The organism is Micromonospora sp. MP36 (genome assembly GCF_008119785.1).
Classification (GTDB): domain Bacteria; phylum Actinomycetota; class Actinomycetes; order Mycobacteriales; family Micromonosporaceae; genus Micromonospora.
The window spans coordinates 265,030-284,211 of the sequence record NZ_VSFA01000002.1 but is presented as its reverse complement, the minus strand read 5'-3'; the positions used below and the strand labels follow the sequence as shown (position 1 = coordinate 284,211).

Annotated in this window: 17 protein-coding genes; 7 read left to right on the top strand and 10 right to left on the bottom strand. The window is 72.6% G+C overall.

Going from position 1 to position 19,182, the window contains the following annotated elements:
- Positions 1-160: 160 nt before the first annotated feature.
- Positions 161-514, bottom strand: a complete 354-nt coding sequence (locus tag FXF52_RS04455) for a sterol carrier family protein (protein WP_255471728.1) — start codon at positions 512-514, stop codon at positions 161-163.
- A gap of 164 nt (positions 515-678) precedes the next feature.
- On the opposite strand from FXF52_RS04455, the gene FXF52_RS04450 reads away from it, so the two are divergent.
- Positions 679-2,658, top strand: a complete 1,980-nt coding sequence (locus FXF52_RS04450; protein ID WP_148793946.1) for a carboxypeptidase-like regulatory domain-containing protein — start codon at positions 679-681, stop codon at positions 2,656-2,658.
- 398 nt (positions 2,659-3,056) lie between these two features.
- Here FXF52_RS04450 and FXF52_RS04440 read toward each other — a convergent pair whose 3' ends face one another.
- The 4 genes from FXF52_RS04440 to purS all read right to left on the bottom strand — a co-directional run bounded on the left by FXF52_RS04440 (position 3,057) and on the right by purS (position 7,614).
- Positions 3,057-3,857: a 2-phosphosulfolactate phosphatase gene (locus FXF52_RS04440; RefSeq protein WP_264998378.1), complete on the bottom strand. Its 801-nt coding sequence runs from the start codon at positions 3,855-3,857 to the stop codon at positions 3,057-3,059.
- Positions 3,817-6,603 carry a phosphoribosylformylglycinamidine synthase subunit PurL gene (gene purL / locus FXF52_RS04435; RefSeq protein ID WP_148793943.1) on the bottom strand — a complete coding sequence of 929 codons (2,787 nt, stop codon included), beginning with the start codon at positions 6,601-6,603 and terminating at the stop codon, positions 3,817-3,819. The genes FXF52_RS04440 and purL overlap by 41 nt, the downstream gene beginning before the upstream one ends.
- Before the next feature lie 67 nt (positions 6,604-6,670).
- Positions 6,671-7,354, bottom strand: coding sequence for a phosphoribosylformylglycinamidine synthase subunit PurQ (gene purQ / locus FXF52_RS04430; protein WP_148793942.1), 684 nt, complete (start codon positions 7,352-7,354; stop codon positions 6,671-6,673).
- A complete protein-coding gene (gene purS, locus FXF52_RS04425; protein WP_148793941.1) occupies positions 7,351-7,614 on the bottom strand; it encodes a phosphoribosylformylglycinamidine synthase subunit PurS in 264 nt (87 codons plus the stop codon). The genes purQ and purS overlap by 4 nt, the downstream gene beginning before the upstream one ends.
- A 351-nt stretch (positions 7,615-7,965) precedes the next feature.
- Here purS and FXF52_RS04420 point away from each other — a divergent pair, with 351 nt between their 5' ends.
- Both FXF52_RS04420 and FXF52_RS04415 read left to right on the top strand, forming a co-directional pair.
- Positions 7,966-8,646: a DUF1986 domain-containing protein gene (locus FXF52_RS04420; protein WP_148793940.1), complete on the top strand. Its 681-nt coding sequence runs from the start codon at positions 7,966-7,968 to the stop codon at positions 8,644-8,646.
- Positions 8,647-8,670: 24 nt separating this feature from the next.
- Positions 8,671-9,240, top strand: coding sequence for a YbjQ family protein (locus tag FXF52_RS04415; RefSeq protein WP_148793939.1), 570 nt, complete (start codon positions 8,671-8,673; stop codon positions 9,238-9,240).
- Between the two features lie 94 nt (positions 9,241-9,334).
- On the opposite strand, the gene purB is transcribed toward FXF52_RS04415, so the two are convergent.
- Complete coding sequence (gene purB / locus FXF52_RS04410; RefSeq protein WP_148793938.1) at positions 9,335-10,759, bottom strand: adenylosuccinate lyase; 1,425 nt, start codon at positions 10,757-10,759, stop codon at positions 9,335-9,337.
- 132 nt (positions 10,760-10,891) lie between these two features.
- On the opposite strand from purB, the gene FXF52_RS04405 reads away from it, so the two are divergent.
- Positions 10,892-11,632: an SDR family NAD(P)-dependent oxidoreductase gene (locus FXF52_RS04405; RefSeq protein WP_148793937.1), complete on the top strand. Its 741-nt coding sequence runs from the start codon at positions 10,892-10,894 to the stop codon at positions 11,630-11,632.
- 56 nt (positions 11,633-11,688) lie between these two features.
- Here FXF52_RS04405 and FXF52_RS04400 read toward each other — a convergent pair whose 3' ends face one another.
- The 3 genes from FXF52_RS04400 to FXF52_RS04390 all read right to left on the bottom strand — a co-directional run bounded on the left by FXF52_RS04400 (position 11,689) and on the right by FXF52_RS04390 (position 14,450).
- Positions 11,689-13,614, bottom strand: a complete 1,926-nt coding sequence (locus FXF52_RS04400) for a hypothetical protein (protein ID WP_148793936.1) — start codon at positions 13,612-13,614, stop codon at positions 11,689-11,691.
- Entirely contained in the window at positions 13,611-14,126 is a 516-nt protein-coding gene (locus FXF52_RS04395; protein WP_148793935.1) for a SigE family RNA polymerase sigma factor, read from the bottom strand. The genes FXF52_RS04400 and FXF52_RS04395 overlap by 4 nt, the downstream gene beginning before the upstream one ends.
- A 72-nt stretch (positions 14,127-14,198) precedes the next feature.
- The gene (locus tag FXF52_RS04390) at positions 14,199-14,450 is read right to left on the bottom strand and encodes a hypothetical protein (RefSeq protein ID WP_148793934.1); all 252 of its coding nucleotides are present in this window, start codon (positions 14,448-14,450) and stop codon (positions 14,199-14,201) included.
- 156 nt (positions 14,451-14,606) lie between these two features.
- Here FXF52_RS04390 and FXF52_RS04385 point away from each other — a divergent pair, with 156 nt between their 5' ends.
- Positions 14,607-15,086, top strand: coding sequence for a hypothetical protein (locus FXF52_RS04385; RefSeq protein ID WP_187413320.1), 480 nt, complete (start codon positions 14,607-14,609; stop codon positions 15,084-15,086).
- A gap of 93 nt (positions 15,087-15,179) precedes the next feature.
- On the opposite strand, the gene FXF52_RS04380 is transcribed toward FXF52_RS04385, so the two are convergent.
- Positions 15,180-16,472 carry an acetyl-CoA C-acetyltransferase gene (locus FXF52_RS04380; protein ID WP_148793932.1) on the bottom strand — a complete coding sequence of 431 codons (1,293 nt, stop codon included), beginning with the start codon at positions 16,470-16,472 and terminating at the stop codon, positions 15,180-15,182.
- A 149-nt stretch (positions 16,473-16,621) separates the two neighbouring features.
- On the opposite strand from FXF52_RS04380, the gene FXF52_RS04375 reads away from it, so the two are divergent.
- Complete coding sequence (locus FXF52_RS04375) at positions 16,622-17,980, top strand: 3-oxoacyl-ACP reductase (RefSeq protein WP_148793931.1); 1,359 nt, start codon at positions 16,622-16,624, stop codon at positions 17,978-17,980.
- A complete protein-coding gene (locus FXF52_RS04370) occupies positions 17,980-19,113 on the top strand; it encodes a MaoC/PaaZ C-terminal domain-containing protein (protein ID WP_148794064.1) in 1,134 nt (377 codons plus the stop codon). The genes FXF52_RS04375 and FXF52_RS04370 overlap by 1 nt, the downstream gene beginning before the upstream one ends.
- Positions 19,114-19,182: the final 69 nt, after the last annotated feature.

Here is a 19,182-nt window from a genome sequence, read left to right as displayed (position 1 = left end):
CCGCTCCCTCATGCTGGTCTGGACCGGCCCGGCGGAGGCGGGGGCAACTCCGCGCGATCGGCCGGGGCCGTCGTCGCCTGACAGTGTACGCGAACAGCAGTCGGCACTGACAGTCACCATCCGCCCGCCCACCGTGACGACGGGCAGGCGGTTCGCCCAGCTAGAGCGGGAGGTACTCGGAGAGGTCGGCGCGGATCCCGCTGACCCGTACGCGACCCTCGGTGATCGCCTCCGCCCAGGCGAGGCGGCCGGTGGCCAGCGCGAGCCAGGTCTCCGGCTCCATTTCCACCACGTTTGGGGGCGTTCCTCTGGTGTGTCGCGGCCCGGCCACGCACTGCACGGCACCGTATGGTGGAACGCGCACCTCCACCGATCGGCCGGGGGCGCGCTCCGTGAGGGCGGTCAGGAGAGTACGCACCGCCTCCCGGAACACCGGTCGTTCGGGCGTACGCCCCTCATCCAGCGCCGTCAACGCGGCGGCGACCGCGGCGGACTTGGTATGCGGAGAGGACACGACGGGACGATACGATTCGACGGCACCGCGGTCGACGCTGGCCCTGGGTAGAGATGATCCGGTAAGACAAGGCATAGTTGCCGACGGCGTATTCGTACCGTGAGTGATCGTCCCCGGCCCGGCGCCGGCCGGCGGGGAGAGATCAGACCCGGAAGGCGGTGGACGTGTCAACACACCGACGTGCCTGGAAGCAGCGGGCCGGTGTGGTCGTGGCGCTGGTTGTCGGCGCACTGCTCGCCGTCCCCGCCACACCCGCCTCCGCCGCCAGGATCACCTCAGCCGACGACTCGGTGTCGATTGATGCCGGCAAAAGCGGCTCGGTCAGCGTCACCGTCACACCGGAAGCTGGCGAAAACTCAGCGACGATCGACATCACGGGTCTACCCAACGGAGTCACCTGCGCGGGATGCGGGAAGAAGATCGACTTCCCCGGGGGCATCCCGGCCCCGCAGTCGGTGACCCTGACTCTGTCGGCGGCAGCCAACGCACCTGCGGCCGACGGAACCCGAGCGACGATTCGGGTCGAGGGCAACGGTAACGGGGGGTCGGACTCCCATTCTCTCAGAGTCACCGTCAAGGCGGCGGCGCCCCCGACGCAGGAGCAGCCGCAGACGGTCAAGTCGATCTCCGGCAAGGTGGTGATCGCGGACAACAGCGAGCCGATCGCGGGTGCCGTGGTCATGCTCCGTGACAGCCGGGGCACGCGCCAGACCAACACGGACAGCAGCGGAAACTTCCGGTTCACCGGCACGGCCTCGGAGCCGATCGCGCCCGGACGGCTCGACCTGGGGGCCAGCAAGGACGGCACCAACGGCTACAAGTCGATCGACGCGGCGGCCGGCCAGGCCGTGACCGGCGTGCGGATCAGCGTGCCGATCAAGGTCGAGAAGAGCCCGAGCCCGACGCCGTCCGCCAGCGAGGAGCCCCTGCCGACCGACACGCCGACCGACGAGGCCACCGACACGCCGACCGACGCGGCGGCCCAGGGCCAGCAGCCCGCCGCCCAGCAGGACTCCGGCGGCTTCGGCAACTGGCTGCTGATCCTGCTCGGCGGCCTCTTCGTGGCCGTGGGCGTCGGCACCATCGTGCTGCTCTACATGAAGCGCAAGAACGAGGGCGACGACACCGACGGTGACGGCCTGGGTGGCCCGGTGGGTCCGGGTGGTCCAGCGGGGGCGGCGGGCGCCGTGCCGGGCGCCCGGGGCGCCTACCGGGGCGCCGACGACCAGACCCGGGTGGTCAACGGCATGGGCGCCGGGGCGGCGCCGACGATGGTCGGCGGCACCTCGCTCAGCGACGCGCCGACCATGATGCACCGCCCGGTCGTGGACGACGTCCCGCCGGACCCGTACGGCGCCCCGCCCGGCTCTGGCTACGGCGCCGGCGGCGGGCAGGACGGCTGGGGCGGCTACGGTGACGAGGCGCCCGGCCAGGGCGCCTACGGCAACAACGGCTACGGCAACGCGCCCTCCTCGGGTGGCGGCTACGCCCCGTCCTCGGGTGGCGGCTACGGCAACGCGCCCTCCTCGGGTGGCGGTTACGGCGGCCGGGACTACGGGGCCGGGGGCTACCCGCCCGCCCAGGGCGGCGGCTACGGCGGCGAGCGGTACGACGAGCCGACCGGCCGCTACACCGGCGACAGCACGCAGTACGCGCCGCCGGCCGACCCCTACCCGACCAGCACCTACCAGCCGGACCAGGGGCGGGGCTACGACCAGCCGGGCCAGGGCCAGTACGGCCGAGGGTCGGAGCCGGGCAACGGCTACGGCGCGGGCGGCGGCTACGGCGGCCCGTCGGGTGGCTACGACAACGGCCCCTCGGGTGGCTACGACAACGGGCCGTCCGGCGGCTACGACGGCGGCCAGCAGGGCTACGACCAGCGCGGCGGCGGTTACGACGGCGGCTCGCAGCGCGGCTACGACGGCTACGACCAGCGCGGCGGCTACGGCGGCGGCGACGGTTACGGCCAGCCGCAGCAGGGCGGCTTCGGCCAGGAGCAGCCGCCTCAGCAGCGGACCGGTGGCTACGACAACCAGGGCTACGACCAGGGCGGCTACTACGGCGACCCGGCCCAGGCCGGTCGGGGTCGACCCGACGGCCCGCAGGAGCGCGGCGGCCGCCGCCTCGACTGGCTGGACGACTGACCACCGGAGCTGCACCTAGGGACGAATATCGACAGTGGCCGCCCGGGGAACTATCCGGGCGGCCACTTCGCATCGTCGGCTCGACAGTGGCGGCGGCCAGTCGGCGGGGACGGTCGCTGGGCACCCGCCACCGTGACCACCCACGGCAACCGACAGTTGTGGACGGCCCGCTACAGACCTGATGTCGTAAACGAATCAGGGAGGTCGGGCCGTCCCAGCTCCGGCGCGGCCGCGCGGACCGCGATCACGTGAGTCGTCTGCGCCATCAGGTTGGTGGCCACCGACCGGGCCAGGAGCCGGCCCACCGGAACCGCGCCGAGCCGGACCGCGCAGCGGAGCCGGACCTGGCGGCGCAGCCGGGCCAGGCGACCGAGCCCCGACCACGCGGCAGAGCCGGGTCAGGCAGCGGCGAAGTAGCCCTGGCGCAGGACCGGCACCACGTCGGAGACACCCACCTGGACGGCGACCTCCACGTCCCCGGCGAAGCCACCCTCAACGAGTTCCCGCCCGGAGACGCACCCCCGCACGGCGGCGGGTACGTCGGGCGTGCTGGCCAGCGCGGCCAGGGCCATCGCCGCCTCCACCGAGAGCCCGCCCGGCACTCCGGACAGGGCGTCGAGCACGCTGGCCGCCCCGAGCTGGTCCTCCACGCAGGGGCGCAGTGAACCGTCCGGCCAGCGCTCACCGGCGGCCACCACGCCGACCGGCGCGTCGTTCGAGCCGTACCCCTCGGCGCGCAGCCAGCGCCCGACGGCGGGTGCGTTACGCAGGCACGCCGCCACCACCGGCACGCCGGTGGCGCTCGCGGCGGCGCTGATCGCCGAGCCGTTCGGCGAGGGCAGGACCAGGTCGGCGACGACCGGTGCGGTCCGCAACGCCGCCGGCGAGAGCGACCATGGGTGCTCCGGGGTCACCCGCCGGCGGCCGACCGCGGCGACCGCCCCGACCCGGCGGGCGTACTCGGCGGCCTGCTCTCCCCAGGGGAACGGGTGCACCCGCATGCCGCGGCTGACCGCCACCTCCACGGCGGTGGTGAACGAGAGCACGTCCACCACCACCAGGGCGGCACAGACCCGGCCGAGTTCCGCCGCCCCGGTCAGCCCCCAGTCGAACCGGGCGCCGGCACCGGGTTGTCCGTAGACGGCCAAGGCCAGGGCCTCAGCGCTGATCTGCCGCAGGGGCCTGCTCGTCCGGGTCATCGGCAGCCGTCGCGGAACCCGCCGGCCCGGCCTGCGCCGGTCCGGACGCCGCCTCGGGGCCGTCGGTCGGGACGCCGGGCGCGTCGCTGGCCGGCGCGGCCGCCGCAGCCTCGGCCGGGGCGTCGGCCGCTGCGGAACCAGCCTCCGCCGGGGCGTCGGCAGCCGCGGCGTCGGCCGGCGCAGCGTCCGTGGCCGTCTCGGGCTCGTCCGCCGCCACCGGCTCCGACACCGGAGGAACCGCCGCCTCCACCGCAGCGTCCGGGGCCACGGCGGCGTCCGCGGCCTCCGCCGGGGCGTCACCGGTCGCCTCCGCCGCGCTGACCGCCGCCGCGTCGCCGAAGAGGCGCGGCAGGGTCGCGGTGTGCGCGGCGCGCAGCTCGTCGAGACCGATCCGGAACTGGTCGTGCACCTCCAGCGCGCCGCTGGCCGGGTCGGTGACCCCGATGAACTCCCACGGCACCCCGTGCTCGGCGCAGAGCGCGGTGAACGCCTTCTCGTGCCCACGCGGCACCGACACCAGCGCGCGGCCGGCCGACTCGCTGAACAGGAAGACGAACGGCATCGACCCGCCGGCGAAGTGCTCGGGCACCGCGACCCGGGCCCCGACGCCGCGCCGCAGGCAGGACTCGACCAGGCTCTGGGCGAGGCCACCGTCGGAGAGGTCGTGCGCGGAGCTGAGGTGCCCCACCCGGGCGGCGGCGGCCAGCAGCTCAGCGAGCTGCCGCTCGCGGCCCAGGTCGACCTGCGGCGGGATGCCGCCGAGGTGCTCGTGGGTCACCCACGCCCACTCCGAGCCGGAGAGCTCGACGTGCGTCTCACCCAGCAGGAAGAGCTGGTCGTGGTCGCCACCCGCGCGCGGCACGAAGCCCATCGGCACCCGGTCCGCGACGTTGTCCAGCACGCCCAGCACGCCGACCACCGGGGTCGGGTGGATGGCCGCCGCGTTGGTCTGGTTGTAGAAGCTGACGTTGCCGCCGGTCACCGGGATCCCCAGCTCCAGGCAGCCGTCCGCCAGGCCGCGGACGGCCTCGGCGAACTGCCACATCACGCCCGGGTCCTCCGGCGAGCCGAAGTTGAGGCAGTTGGTCACGGCGATCGGCTTCGCGCCGGTCACCGCCACGTTCCGGTACGCCTCGGCCAGCGCGAGCTTCGTCCCGTGGTACGGGTCGAGGCGCGCGTACCGGCCGTTGCCGTCGACGGAGAGGGCGACGCCGAGGCCGGTCCGCTCGTCGATCCGGATCACGCCGGAGTCCTCCGGCTGGGCGAGCACGGTGTTGCCCAGCACGTACCGGTCGTACTGCTCGGTGACCCAGGTCTTGTCGGCCAGGTTCGGCGACGCGATCATGCGCAGCACGGTCTCCCGCAGCGCCTCCGGGTTGCTCGGCCGGGGCAGCGTCTCCGCCCGGTCGGCCTGGAGCAGGATCAGGTCGGCCGGCTCGCGCATCGGGCGGGCGTACACCGGCCCGTCGTCGACCAGCGAGCCCGGCGGCACGTCCACCACCACCTGGTCGCGCCAGGTGATCAGCAGGCGGCCCGGCTGGCCGTCGGGCGCGGGCGGGGTGACCTCACCGATCGCGGTGGCGAGCACGCCCCACTTCTCGGCGGTCTTGAGCACCGCGTCGAGCTTGTCCGGGGCGACGACCAGCAGCATCCGCTCCTGGGACTCGCTGGCCAGGATCTCGTGCGGCTCCATCGAGGGCTCGCGCAGCGGCACCCGCTCCAGCCAGACCCGCATGCCGGTGCCGGCCGCCGCGGCGGTCTCGGTGAGGGCACAGGTCAGGCCGGCGCCGCCGAGGTCCTGGATGCCGACGACCAGCTCGGCGTCGTACAGCTCCAGGCACGCCTCGATCAGCAGCTTCTCGGTGAACGGGTCGCCCACCTGGACGGACGGGCGGCGCTGCTCGCTGCCCTCGTCGAAGGTGGCGCTGGCCAGCACCGACACGCCGCCGATGCCGTCCCGGCCGGTCTTGGCGCCCATCAGCACCACGACGTTGCCGGGGCCGGCGGCCTCCTTCTTCTGCAGCCGGTCGACCGGCAGCACGCCGAGGCAGAGCGCGTTGACCAGGGGGTTGCCCTGGTAGCAGGGGTCGAAGACCACCTCGCCGCCGATGTTCGGCAGGCCGAGGCAGTTGCCGTACCCGCCGACGCCGGCGACCACGCCGGGCAGCACCCGGGCGGTGTCCGGGTGGTCGGCCGCGCCGAAGCGCAGCGGGTCCATCACCGCGACCGGACGCGCGCCCATGGCGAGGATGTCGCGGACGATGCCGCCGACGCCGGTCGCCGCACCCTGGTACGGCTCGACGAAGCTCGGGTGGTTGTGCGACTCGACCTTGAAGGTCACCGCCAGCTCGTCGGAGACCTGGACCACACCAGCGTTCTCCCCGATGCCGGCCAGCAGCCGGTCGCTCGGCGGGGCCTTCTCACCGAACTGGCGCAGGTGCACCTTGCTCGACTTGTAGGAGCAGTGCTCGCTCCACATGATCGAGTACATGGCCAGCTCGGACTGGGTGGGCCGGCGGTCGAGGATGTGCCGGATCCGTTCGTACTCGTCGTCGCGGAGGCCCAGCTCCGCGTACGGCTGCAGTTCGTCCGGCGTGCCGGCGGCCCGGGGCACGGTGTCCACGCCCGGGGTCCAGTCGTCGGCCGGGCCGGCCTGCTGCACCACGGCGGCCGTACGCGGCTCCGCCGGGTCGGCCGGGAGGGCGCCCGGTGTCTCCCGCAGGGCCGGGTCCGGATGGGTGGTCATGACCTCTCCTCGCTGCGCTCGCCGCCGGGGCGACGGGTGAGCCGACCGTTGATCCCGCCGCGCACGGTCACGCCGGCGCCCCCACCAGGTGCTTGAGCACCGAGGTGAAGAAGCCGAGACCGTCCAGGGAGGGGCCGGTGAGCGCCTCCACCGCGTGCTCGGGATGCGGCATGATGCCGACCACGTTGCCGGCCTCGTTGGTGATCGCGGCGATGTCACGCTGCGAACCGTTGGGGTTGCCGCCGAGGTAGCGGGCGACGACCCGACCCTCGGCCTCCAGGCGGTCCAGCGTCGCCGGGTCGGCGACGTAGCAGCCCTCGCCGTTCTTGACCGGGATCAGCACCTCCTGGCCCGGCTGGAACGCGTTGGTCCAGGCGGTGCCGACAGCCTCGATGCGGAGGATCTGGTCCCGGTTACGGAAGTGCAGGTGCTGGTTGCGGGTCAGCGCGCCCGGCAGGAGGTGGGCCTCGCAGAGGATCTGGAAGCCGTTGCAGATGCCGAGCACGGGCAGGCCGCCCCGGGCGGCGTCCACGATCGTCTCCATCACCGGGGCGAACCGGGCGATGGCCCCGCAGCGCAGGTAGTCACCGTAGGAGAAGCCACCGGGCAGCACCACGGCGTCCACGCCGTGCAACTGCGGGTCGCCGTGCCACAGCCGGACCGGCTCGGCGCCGGCGATGCGTACGGCCCGGGCCGCGTCCCCGTCGTCGAGCGAGCCGGGGAAGGTGACCACACCGATCCGGGCGGTCACTGGTGCGCGTCCACGGGCTCGTCGGTCTCCACCAGGCGGACCGTGAAGTCCTCGATGACCGGGTTGGCCAGCAGCTTGTCGGCGATCTCCCGGGCCCGGTCCAGGTCCGGTTCGCCGGTGAACTCGATCTCGATCCGCCTGCCGATCCGGACCGAGGCGACGTCGCTGACGCCGAGCCGGGGCAGCGCGTTTGCGACGGCCTGGCCCTGCGGATCGAGGATCTCGGGCTTGAGCATGACGTCGACGACGACGCGAGGCACGGGGCACTCCTGACTGTGTACGCAGTTGGGTGCCGGCCCATCAACGGGCGAGCGCAGCCAGCCTACCTGGCAGATACCGCCCCGGCCGAACCGGCCGGGGCGCGTCCGGGCAGTGATCGACGTGACCGCCCCGAGGGGGCTGCGCCGGATGTCCCGCCCTGCGCGGAACGCCCCCTTACCAGCGCCGACGCTGCGAAATTGTTACATCGGCTAATCTCTATCGACTTCTTGCCAGCGCCGGGCCGGAGCCCTACCGTACATCGATGTAGGTCGATGCATCCCCGGCGACCACCCGTCGCCCGCTCCCCGTCACCCGGCGACCCCGGGTGCCCCGACGTAAGGAGTCCCCCGATGCGCATCCGTTCCCTGCTCGCCACCGTCGGCGTCGCCATGATCGGCGTCCTCGGCGCGGCGTCCGGCGCCGTCGCCGCCCCGGCCGGGCCGCAACCGATCATCGGCGGCACCGTCTCCTCCGCGCCCTGGGCCGCCGCGGTGTTCAGCAACGGCTCGTTCACCTGCTCCGGCAGCGTCATCGCGTCCCAGTGGGTGCTCACCGCCCGGCACTGCATCAGCGGCAGCATGTCCGTTCGGGTCGGCAGCGTCTACTACGCCTCGGGCGGCACCACCCGCACGGTCAGCGCCACCTACACCCGCTACGACCTCGCGCTGATGCGGCTCTCCAGCCCGGTGACCACCTCCGCCGTGTCGCTGGCCAGCAGCAACCCGCCCATCGGGTCGACCAACTCGATCTACGGCTGGGGCATGACCTGCTACAGCGGCTGCAACCCGTCCAGCCAGCTCAAGACCGCCACCGTGCAGGTGACCAGCAACAGCGCCACCGACGCGTACGGCGGGCAGGCGATCCGCAGCAGCAGGATCAGCGGCAACGCTTGGCGGGGCGACTCGGGCGGCCCGCAGTTCTACAACGGCCGGCAGGTCGGCGTCGCCTCCACCGCCGACGGCGTGAGCATCCAGAATTACGGCAGCGTCGCGTACAACCGGTCCTGGATCACCTCGGTGGCCGGTGTCTGACGGTTAGCGCCGGTCAGGGCGCGGATGGTCGGTGCCGCGCCGACCGTCCGCGCCGCCTTGTTTCGCAGCATCCGATCAGGTGAACAAGGCTCGCGAACCGGCCGCCGACCGGCTGACAGCATCGGAACCGTGCTGGTCGTGACGACGGATCAACTGCCCGGCTACGAGATCCGCCAGATCCTCGGCGAAGTGGTCTCCTCGATGGCGAGGACGCGGAACCCGTACCGCGAGGGGGTCAAGAACCTGCGCGGTGGCGCCTACGACCCGATGGCGCCGGACAACCTCACCCGCTGGCGTACCGACTCGGTGGCGCGGCTGGGCGAGGAGGCCCGGCGGCTCGGCGCGAACGCGGTGATCGGCATGCGGTTCGACAGCCGGGACTGCGGCGAGATGTGGATGGAGATCTGCGCGTACGGGACGGCGGTGATCGTTGTACCCAAGATGCCGGACGTCATGCCGCCCGACCAGCCGCTCGTCGCGGCCGACACCGCCACCGAGCCGGAGATCGCGTCCGCCCCCGGCGGCATCGCCGAGCCCGCGAGCGCCCCCAACCTCTCCTCGGCGGCGGAAACCCCCACCCCCAAATCCCCCTGACCACCGGGCCTGCCCGCGTTGATCATGAATTTAGCGGCGAAGTGGATCTCCGGGGCCGCCGCCAACCTCATGATCAACCGAGCGGAGGCAGGGGTCAGAGGATGGGGGGTGGGGAGTAGGCCGCCGCGTGGGGGTGGGATTCGACGATCTTGGCGATGCGGGCGGTCACCCGGTCGACCTGGGTGGCGGCGGCGCCGACGAAGGCGTTCCGGTCGGCCACCAGGGCGTCGATCTCGGCCCGGGCCAGGCCCAGGCGGCCATCCGCGGCGAGACGGTCGAAGAGGTCGTTCTCGGCCGCGCCCTTCTCCCGCATGGCCAGCGCCACCGCGACCGCGTGCTCCTTGATCACCTCGTGCGCGACCTCCCGGCCGACGCCGCGCCGGACCGCCGCGACCAGGATCTTGGTGGTGGCCAGGAAGGGCAGGAAGCGCTCCAGCTCCCGGTTGATCACCGCCGGGTACGGGCCGAACTCGTCCAGCACGGTGAGGAAGGTCTGGAACAGCCCGTCCGCGGCGAAGAACGCGTCCGGCAGGGCCACCCGGCGGACCACCGAGCAGGAGACGTCCCCCTCGTTCCACTGGTCGCCGGCCAGCTCGCCGACCATCGACAGGTAGCCGCGGATGATCACGGCGAAGCCGTTCACCCGCTCCGACGAGCGGGTGTTCATCTTGTGCGGCATCGCGCTGGAACCCACCTGGCCGGGCTTGAAGCCCTCGGTGACCAGTTCCTGGCCGACCATCAGCCGGATCGTGGTGGCCAGCGACGACGGCGCGGCGGCCACCTGGGAGAGCGCGGCGATCACCGCCACGTCGATCGAGCGGGGATAGACCTGCCCGACGCTGTCCAGCACCCGGCTGAACCCGAGGTGCTCGGCGACCCGGCGCTCCAGCTCGGCCACCTTGTCGGCGTCGCCGTCGAAAAGGTCGAGCTGGTCGGCGGCCGTGCCCACCGGCCCCTTGATGCCACGCAGCGGGAACCAGTTGATCAGGTCCGCCAGCCGCTCGTACGCGATCAGCAGCTCCTCGGCGGCCGAGGCGAAGCGCTTGCCCAGCGTGGTGGCCTGCGCCGCGACGTTGTGCGACCGGCCGGTCATCACCAGGCCCGAGTACTCGTAGGCGTGCCAGGCGAGCCGGGCCAGGGTGGCGACCACCCGGTCCCGGATCAGCTCCAGCGAGGCGCGGATCTGCAGCTGCTCGACGTTCTCGGTGAGGTCGCGGGAGGTCATCCCCTTGTGCACGTGCTCGTGCCCGGCGAGCGCGCTGAACTCCTCGATCCGGGCCTTCACGTCGTGCCGGGTGACCCGCTCACGTGCCGCGATCGAGGCCAGGTCGACGGCGTCGACGACCCGCTCGTACGCCTCGACCACCCCGTCCGGCACCGGCACGCCGAGGTCCCGCTGGGCCTTCAGTACGGCGAGCCAGAGCCGCCGCTCCATGCGGACCTTCTCCTCGGGCGACCAGAGGGCGACCAGCTCGGGCGAGGCGTACCGGTTGGCGAGCACGTTCGGGATCGTCGTCACGGCCCTCATTCTCCCGTACCCGCCCGGGACGCTCCGGGCGGGCCGCCGGCCGGACCGGTACCGGCCAACCGCCCAACGGCGGGCTGGATAAGGTGATCATCCGGTGCAATCGACTGACGAGAATGGGGAAGCGTGTCCAGACTTACCGGCAAGGTCGCCCTGGTCACCGGCGGGAGCCGCGGTATCGGCGCCGCCGTCGTACGCCGCCTGGCCGAGGACGGAGCCCACGTCGCGTTCACCTACCGCGAGGCGGGGGACAGCGCGAAGGCGGTGGTCGCCGACATCGAGGCGTACGGCCGCACCGGCCTGGCGATCCAGGCCGACAGCACCGACCCGGCGGCCGTGGTCGCGGCGGTCGAGCGGACCGTCGCCGAGCTGGGCCGGCTGGACATCCTGGTCAACAACGCCGGGGTGTTCGCGGCGGCGCCGATCGAGGAGGTCAGCCTCGACTACCTCGACCGGGCCATCGCCGTGCACGTCCGCGGGGTGTTCCTGGCCACCCAGGCGGCGGTACGCCACATGCGCGCCGGCGGGCGGATCGTCAACATCGGCAGCAGCTTCGCCAGCCGCGTCCCGGCCCCCGGCGTGAGCGTCTACGCCATGACCAAGAGCGCGGTCAACGGCCTGACCAGGGCGCTTGCCCGGGAACTCGGCCCGCGCGGGATCACCGTCAACGTGCTCCTGCCCGGGTCCACCGACACCGACATGAACCCGGCGGACAGCGCCGGCGCCGACGCGCAGCGGGCGCACATCGCCCTCGGCCGGTACGGGACGCCCGCCGACGTGGCGGCGACGGTCAGCCACCTGGCGGGCGACGGCGGCCGGCACATCAGCGGCGCGTCGATCGCCATCGACGGCGGCACCACCGCCTGACCAGTTACGCCGGTGCCCGGGGCCGGCGGTGAGCCGACCCCGGGCACCGACACCGGTCAGGGCAGCAGGTTGAGCAGGTCCGGATGGCCGGCCAACTCGGTCACCTGGTCCAGGGTGAGTGGCGGACCGCCCCCACCCTGCACCCCCTTCGGCCACACGTACTGAAGGTCGCCGCCCTCCGGCATGTCCGTGGTCGCTCCGGTGTTCGGGCGGTTGTCGAGCACCACCTCGACGGTGCCCCGGTCCGGCCGCTGGACGAAGACGTCGTAGCTGACCGTCCCCGACGAGCGCGCCACGATGGCGACGACCCGGTTGCCATCCGAGCCGGTCGACTCGGTGCATTCACCACCGTGCGGGTGCCGCTCGTGGAATTGGGACGAGATCGACCGGACCGTCTCGCAGCTCACCGTGACGCCCAGCCGGCGCTGAACGACGATCTCCCCGTCACCGGCCAACCCGGCCCGCTGCACCAGGAAGACGAACGAGGCCTGGCGGGTGCCGGTCAACCCGTCGGATCCGGCGCTGAAGGTGCGCAGGAAGATCGTTCCGTCCGGCGACACGGCTTCCAACGCCGCGCTCGCGGCGGTCGTCTGGGCACCTTCGTAGGCATCGTTCGGCGGGCCGACGGCCTGCGCGGTGCCGGCACCGGCTGGCGGAGGGGGTGCGAGGGTGAGTGCCGGATCACGGCCGACCTCGATCAGCTGTGCCAGCGACAGCGCCGGCTTGTCCTGAGTCAGGGACAGGTACGCGAGGGTGCCGTCCGGACGCAGCACCTCGACCAGGAGGTTCCCGCTCAGCGCGGGCCGGTGCAGGTCGCCCCGCCGGCCGAAGTCCCCCAGCAGTTGCCGGGCTCGGATCCGCTCGCCGGCCGGGCCTTCCGTGACGGCGCAGTTACGGCCAGCCAGACCGGCGGTCGGGCAGGGGGGTGCGCTCTCCCAGGCGGGCCTTCCCTCCCGCACCAGCCGCAGGGTGAGCTGGCCGGCGCGGTCGCCCACCCGGAACGTGGCGGCGTCCAGGACCGGCGCGTCCACGTTGAGCCGGCCCTTCGGCGCGAACCCGACCGGCGTGGGGCTGTCCGTGCCGCCCCACTTGGTCATCCAGGTGAACCCGGCCGCCTGCCGGCGCAGCGCCGCCGTCAGCGCCGTGTCGAGCCGGGTCGCATCCGCCTCGGTGCCGGCGACGGTGGTGACGGTCGAGCTGGGGGTGGGGGACGCCGGCGGCAAGGGGGCGAGGACGATCGCCGGGTCGAGGGCCACCGCGGTGAGCTGCTCGACGGTGAGCGGGAGCCGGGAATCCTCGCCGGTCGTTCCCGCGAACATGCTCATCAGCGACCCGTCGCTGCGCAGCACCACGACACTTGCGCTCTCCGCGCGGCTCGACATCCGATCGCGCAGCCGCGGCGGAACCTCCTGCTCCCGGACGCTCCGGTCAAACTTGATCTTTTCGCCGTGCGGGCCGGTCCGCTCACCGCACTCCACGGCGAACTTGCTGCACGGGCGGCGTTCGACCGTCTCCCAGGCGGGGGCACCGTTGCGGGTGATCTCCATCCGGACGGACACGTCGATCCCGTCGATCCGGAGGCTGCCGTTGCCCAGGTAACCAGAGGCCAAGGTGGTGCCGCCGCCGGGCCGGGACTCCCAGATCGGCGTCTTACTGGCGGGGGCACCCTTCGTAGCCCAGGTCAGTCTCGGCTCCTCACGCGTCAGCGCGGCCACCACGGCGGCGTCGATCCGGTCCAGGTCCTGGTTGGTGCCGGGGACCGTGGTGATGGTCGGCTTCGGCCTGGCGGGTTGAGCGTGCGGCTTGCCGATCAGGGTGGTCGTACCGAACACCACCGCGGCCACCGCCGCGGCGACCGCCGTGGTGCCGGCCCCGATCCGCAACCGGCGGGCGCGGCGCTCCCGGCCGATCACCCGATCCACATCCACGGTGTTGAGGGGGGCCTCGCCGATCAGGTCGTCGAACAGCTGCTGGTACGTCATGACAGCTCCCCCCGGGCCGACGGGGCGCCGGTCATCAACAGGCGCAGCGCCTCCAGGCCGCGGGCGGCCTGGCTCTTCACGGTGCCGGCGCTGATCCCGAGGATGCCGGCGGTCTCCTCCACCGAAAGGTCGCAGTAAAAGCGGAGCACGAGCACCGCGCGCCGCCGGGGTGGCAGTTGCCCGAGCAGGTCCAGCAGCATCTCCCGGTCGGCCAGCGACGGCTCCGGCATGACGATGTCCGCCTGGTCCGGCACCTCGTCGGTCGCCCGCTCCCGCCGCCACGGCCGGCGCCGCTCGTCCAGCCAGGCGTTGGTCAGCATCCCGCGCACGTACGCGTCGACGTTCTCCACCGCGCGGATCCGCCGCCAGTGCCGGTAGAGCTTGCCGATGGTGATGGAGACCAGGTCGTCGGCCATGTGCCAGTCGCGGCAGAGCAGGTACGCCGTGCGCCGCAACGCCTCCAGGCGGGCGACCACGAACTGCCGGTACTCGTCCTCGTCGGCCCGGTTCACGATCCGGGGTCCCTCGTTCGCCTCATGCCCAGGTGACGGAGGGACCCCGGGCGGGGGTTGCCCGGGAGCGGGTCAGGACGGCGCGGGCCGCCCGGTGAGGGAGGTGTACAAACCGGCAGACGCCTCCTCCTCGGTGTCGAACCGCTCGCGGACGTCGTACACGCCGCGCTCGTAGAGGCCGATCTCCCAACCGCCGCCGGGCGAGCGGCGGAGGAACCAGAAGTCGGGAGGGACCGGCACGTGCTCGTGCACATCCTCCAGTTCGAAGGCGTCCGGCGACAGCCCCGCCGCCAGCAGGGCGCCGCGCACCTGGTGCCGGTCCACTCCCGACCTCAACCTCCCGATGAAGGACGATCTACACATCGCAGCCGGCCACGCCCTACCTCGTGGCGTTGTTCGCGGCTATTCTACGGGGATTGATGTCCGGCGGGGGATTGAGTGACCAGGGCCGATTTGAAAATTCTAGTTCTCATTATTGGAATGTTCTTCATCCCATTGAGCTTGACCGGATGCGGAACGAACGGGGAGTCCGGCGGGGAAACAAAGATCTTCGAAATTGACAACACGGCAGAAGTGCTCGGAAAGCAGGATGAAGGAGAGGTGACCATCAGGAAGCATTACATGATCCTGAACCCGCCCAAAGATCTGACCCAGTTGAAAGAATTGGTGGAAAAATACAGCAAGGATCACCCGATCGAGGGAGAACCTGAGGCAGCAGGACGCAAGGCCAGGTTCTTCAACATGTACTTCTATCGAGAAAGTGACGATCTGCCGAGAGACTGGCAGCCTGACGAGGGCTACCTGAGCACAGATCGGCTGGAACATCACAAGAACGATCTCATTGCCTCGATAAACTGGTCGGATGCCGACCCGCGAAAAGAATACGACAGCTACGACAAAACCGGGGCGGGCAAGATCATCAAGAGGATGCGCTTCATTGAGGATCAGCTTGTCGGGTAATGCTGCGCGAGGCGCTGCGCCGCGACGGGCCGGCGTGAGCTGAAAAGCGGGCGGTTCGCCGCCGGCCAACCACAGCGCCGGGGTTGCCTGGAATCAACGCTCCAGGATAGCCGTCACGCCCTGCCCGCCCGCCGCGCAGATGGAGATCAGGCCCCGGCCGCTCCCCTTCTGGTCGAGAAGCTTCGCGAGGGTGGCCACGATCCGGCCACCGGTGGCCGCGAAGGGGTGCCCGGCGGCCAGCGAGGAGCCGTTGACATTGAGCTTGTCGCGGTCGATCGACCCGAGCGGCGCGTCCAGGCCCAGCCGTTCCTTGCAGAACTCCGGCGACTCCCAGGCGGCCAGGGTGGCCAGCACCTGCGAGGCGAACGCCTCGTGGATCTCGTAGAAGTCGAAGTCCTGGAGCGCGAGGCCGGCCCGGGCCAGCATCCGGGGCACCGCGTACGCGGGGGCCATCAGCAGCCCTTCGTCGCCGTGCACGAAGTCGACCGCAGCGGTCTCGCACCAGGAGAACCAGGCCAGCACCGGCAGGTGGTGCTCCCGCGCCCACTCCTCTGAGGCCAGCAGCACGGTCGACGCGCCGTCGGTGAGCGGAGACGAGTTGCCGGCGGTCATGGTGGCCCGCTCGGCGTCCGCGCCCTTCGCACCGAAGACCGGCTTCAGCGAGCCGAGCTTCTCCAGGCTGGTGTCCGGGCGCAGGTTCTGGTCTCGGGTCAGCCCGAGGTAGGGGGTCATCAGGTCGTCGAAGAACCCCTTCTCGTACGCGGCGGCGAGCCGCTGGTGCGAGCGGAGTGCCAGCTCGTCCTGGGCCTGCCGGTCGATGTTCCAGCGCAGCGCCGTCCGGGCCGCGTGCTCCCCCATGGACAGCCCGGTACGCGGCTCCGCGTTGCGCGGGATCTCCGGCTTGAACGGCTGATGCGGGCGCAGCTTCGCCGCGATCTTCAGCCGCTCGCCGAGGGTCCGGGCGGAGTTGAGCGCGAGCAGCGTACGGCGCAGGTCCTCGTTGATGGCCAGTGGCGCGTCCGAGGTGGTGTCCACGCCGCCGGCGATGCCGACCTCGAGCTGCCCGAGGGCGATCTTGTTGGCGACCAGGATGGCGGCTTCGAGCCCGGTGCCGCAGGCCTGCTGGATGTCGTACGCCGGGGTGTGCGGGTCGAGCCGGGAGCCGAGCACCACCTCGCGGGTGAGGTTGAAGTCCCGGGAGTGCTTGAGCACCGCGCCGGCGACCACCTCGCCCACCCGCTGCCCCGCCAGGCCGAACCGGGCGACCAGCCCGTCGAGCGCCGCGCCGAGCATGTCGGCGTTGGACGCGTGCGCGTAGCGCGAGTTGGACCGGGCGAAGGGGATGCGGTTGCCGCCGATGACCGCAACCCGCCGGACACTCTGCACGATCGGCCTCCTCGATTCGGTTTCCCGTACCCTACTCGCCAGTAGGCTACGCCGCCCGGTGGCCGTGACGCGAGCCCTGGCCCGGGCCGTGCGACCGCCCTCGGCACGGCAGGGGTTGCGTCCAACCTACTCGCCAGTAGGCTACGGTCATGAGCGACCGCTACGCGAGCTTCGTCCAGACGGGGGCCGGCCGCGCGCTGGTCAAGCGTCTCGGGCTGCCCGACCCGCCCCGACTGCGCCGGCACACGCCCGGCGACCCGCTCGTTCCCGGGCCGGTCCTGCTCGGCTCGTCGACCGGCGGCCGGCTCGCCGAGCCGGTCGGCAAGATCCTGACCGCCGCCGGGATCGAGCTGCCCGACCCGGCCGCCGCCACCGGCGCCACCTCGCGCTTCGCCGCCCTGGTGTACGACGCGACCGGCATCACCGACTCCACCGAGCTGCGCCAGCTCTACGACTTCTTCCACCCGCACGCCCGGGCGCTGCTCCCCTGCGGTCGGGTGATCGTGCTGGGCACCCCGCCGGCCGAAGGCGACTCGCCCCGCGAGGCGACCGCACAGCGCGCCCTGGAGGGGCTGACCCGCAGCATCGGCAAGGAGTTCGGCCGGGGCGTCACCGCCCAGCTCGCGTACGTCACCAGGAACGGCGACGCCGGCACCCCGGTCAGTCTGGAGTCCACGCTCCGGTTCCTGTTGTCGGGCCGGTCCGCGTACGTCTCTGGGCAGGTGATCCGGGTCGGCACCGGCACCGCCACCGCACCGGCCGACTGGGACCGGCCGCTGGACGGCCAGGTGGTGCTGGTCACCGGGGCGGCCCGGGGCATCGGCGCGGCCCTGGCCCGGGTGCTCGCCCGGGACGGCGCCCGGGTGGTCGCGCTGGACATCCCCGCCGCCGGGGACGAACTGGCCGCCGTCGCCAACGAGGTCGGCGGCAGCGCGGTGCAGCTCGACCTGACGGCGGCGGACGCCCCGACCCGGCTGGCCGAGCACCTGGCGCGCCGGCACGGCCGGGTCGACGTGGTGGTGCACAACGCCGGCATCACCCGCGACCGGACGCTCGGCCGGATGGACGCCGACCGCTGGGACTCGGTGATCGACGTGAACCTGTCCAGCCAGGAGCGGATCAACGACGTGCTGCTGGAACGCGACCTGATCCCGGCCGGTGGGCGGATCGTCTCGGTCTCCTCGATCGCCGGCATCGCCGGCAACCGGGGGCAGACCAACTATGCGACCAGCAAGGCCGGCGTGATCGGCCTGGTCGACTCGCTCGCCCCGGTGCTGCGCGAGCGCGGGATCAGCCTCAACGCGGTCGCGCCCGGGTTCATCGAGACCCGGCTGACCGCCCGGATCCCGCTGATGATCCGGGAGGCGGGCCGCCGGATGAACAGCATGGCCCAGGGCGGCCTGCCGGTGGACGTGGCCGAGACGATCGGCTGGCTCTCGTGGCCGGCGACCGGCGCGGTCAGTGGCAACATCATCCGCGTGTGCGGCCAGAGTCTGCTGGGGGCGTGATGGCGCGGCGTAAGCAGCGGCGGTCGGCGGAGCCGATCGAGGAACTGTCGGTGCACGAGCTGATCGAGGGGCCGACCCAGGACCTCACCGCGGCCCGGGCCGCCGTGGCAGGGGCGGACGCCGACCCGCGCCCGTCCGCCGAGGCGACCCAGGACCTCTCCGGCCTTGCCGCCGAGGCCACCCGCGACCTCTCCGCGGCGGCCGCCGAGGTCACCCGGGACCTGTCGACCGTCGCCGGGGCAGCGGTCGCACCGGCGACCGGCGGCACGGAGGGACGGGTCCGGATCGACCTGCCCCGGATGCCGGCGGCCGGCGCGCTCTACCGGCGGGCCCTGCTCGGCGCGCTGCCCGGGATGGGCGGCCGGCGCGGCCCGGAACTGCCCGAGGTGGAGCTCGGCGTAACCGGCGTGACCGTGGACCCGGCGCACCTGGCCGACTACGACCGGGTCTGCGGCTTCCGGCTCACCGACCGACTGCCGGCGACGTACGTGCACGTGCTGGGCTTCCCGCTGGCGCTGCGGCTGATGACCGCGGCGGAGTTCCCCATCCCGCTGACCGGGGTGGTGCACGTGGCGAACCGGATCACCGTGCACCGGCCGATCGAGGCCGGCGAGACCCTGGACTTCCACACGTACGCCGAGAACCTGCGCCCACACGAGCGGGGCCGGCAACTCGACGTGGTGCTGGTCGGCTCGGTCGACGGCGCGGAGGTCTGGCGGGGCGTCTCGACGTACCTCGGGAAGGAGCGGCAGGCGGGCGGCGGCCCGCGGCGCGACCGGGGTGACCGCCCGAACCCGCCGGCCGCCTCGGCGCACTGGCGGGTGACCCGCCGGGTGGGGACCGACTACGCCCGGGTCTCCGGGGACCACAACCCGATCCACACCTCGCGGCTCGGTGCCCGCCTGTTCGGCTTCCCCCACCCGATCGCCCACGGCATGTGGAGCAAGGCGCACTGCCTGGCCGCGCTGGAGAGCCGGCTGCCGGAGGCGTACACGGTGGACGTCGCGTTCAAGCTGCCGGTGCCGCTGCCGTCCACGGTGGCCTTCAGCGCCACCGCGGCCGACGCGACCTGGGACTTCGCCCTGCACGACGCGCGGTCCGGCGGGCCGCAACTGGTGGGCACCGTCCGCTGAGGAATGCAGGGGCTTGGCGTTTCCCCCTTCGTACGCTAGGTTGTTCTCACCTTGAGTTGTTCTCATAGT

What these genes read in the sequence shown, in the direction of transcription:
- FXF52_RS04440 (WP_264998378.1), bottom strand. Translation starts at nt 3,857, where the DNA reads ATGACCCGGACGAGCAGGCCCCTGCGGCAGATCAGCGCTGAGGCCCTG.
- purL (WP_148793943.1), bottom strand. Translation starts at nt 6,603, where the DNA reads ATGACCACCCATCCGGACCCGGCCCTGCGGGAGACACCGGGCGCCCTC.
- FXF52_RS04420 (WP_148793940.1), top strand. Translation starts at nt 7,966, where the DNA reads ATGCGCATCCGTTCCCTGCTCGCCACCGTCGGCGTCGCCATGATCGGC.
- FXF52_RS04415 (WP_148793939.1), top strand. Translation starts at nt 8,671, where the DNA reads ATGGTCGGTGCCGCGCCGACCGTCCGCGCCGCCTTGTTTCGCAGCATC.
- FXF52_RS04400 (WP_148793936.1), bottom strand. Translation starts at nt 13,614, where the DNA reads ATGACGTACCAGCAGCTGTTCGACGACCTGATCGGCGAGGCCCCCCTC.
- FXF52_RS04385 (WP_187413320.1), top strand. Translation starts at nt 14,607, where the DNA reads ATGTTCTTCATCCCATTGAGCTTGACCGGATGCGGAACGAACGGGGAG.
- FXF52_RS04375 (WP_148793931.1), top strand. Translation starts at nt 16,622, where the DNA reads ATGAGCGACCGCTACGCGAGCTTCGTCCAGACGGGGGCCGGCCGCGCG.
- FXF52_RS04370 (WP_148794064.1), top strand. Translation starts at nt 17,980, where the DNA reads ATGGCGCGGCGTAAGCAGCGGCGGTCGGCGGAGCCGATCGAGGAACTG.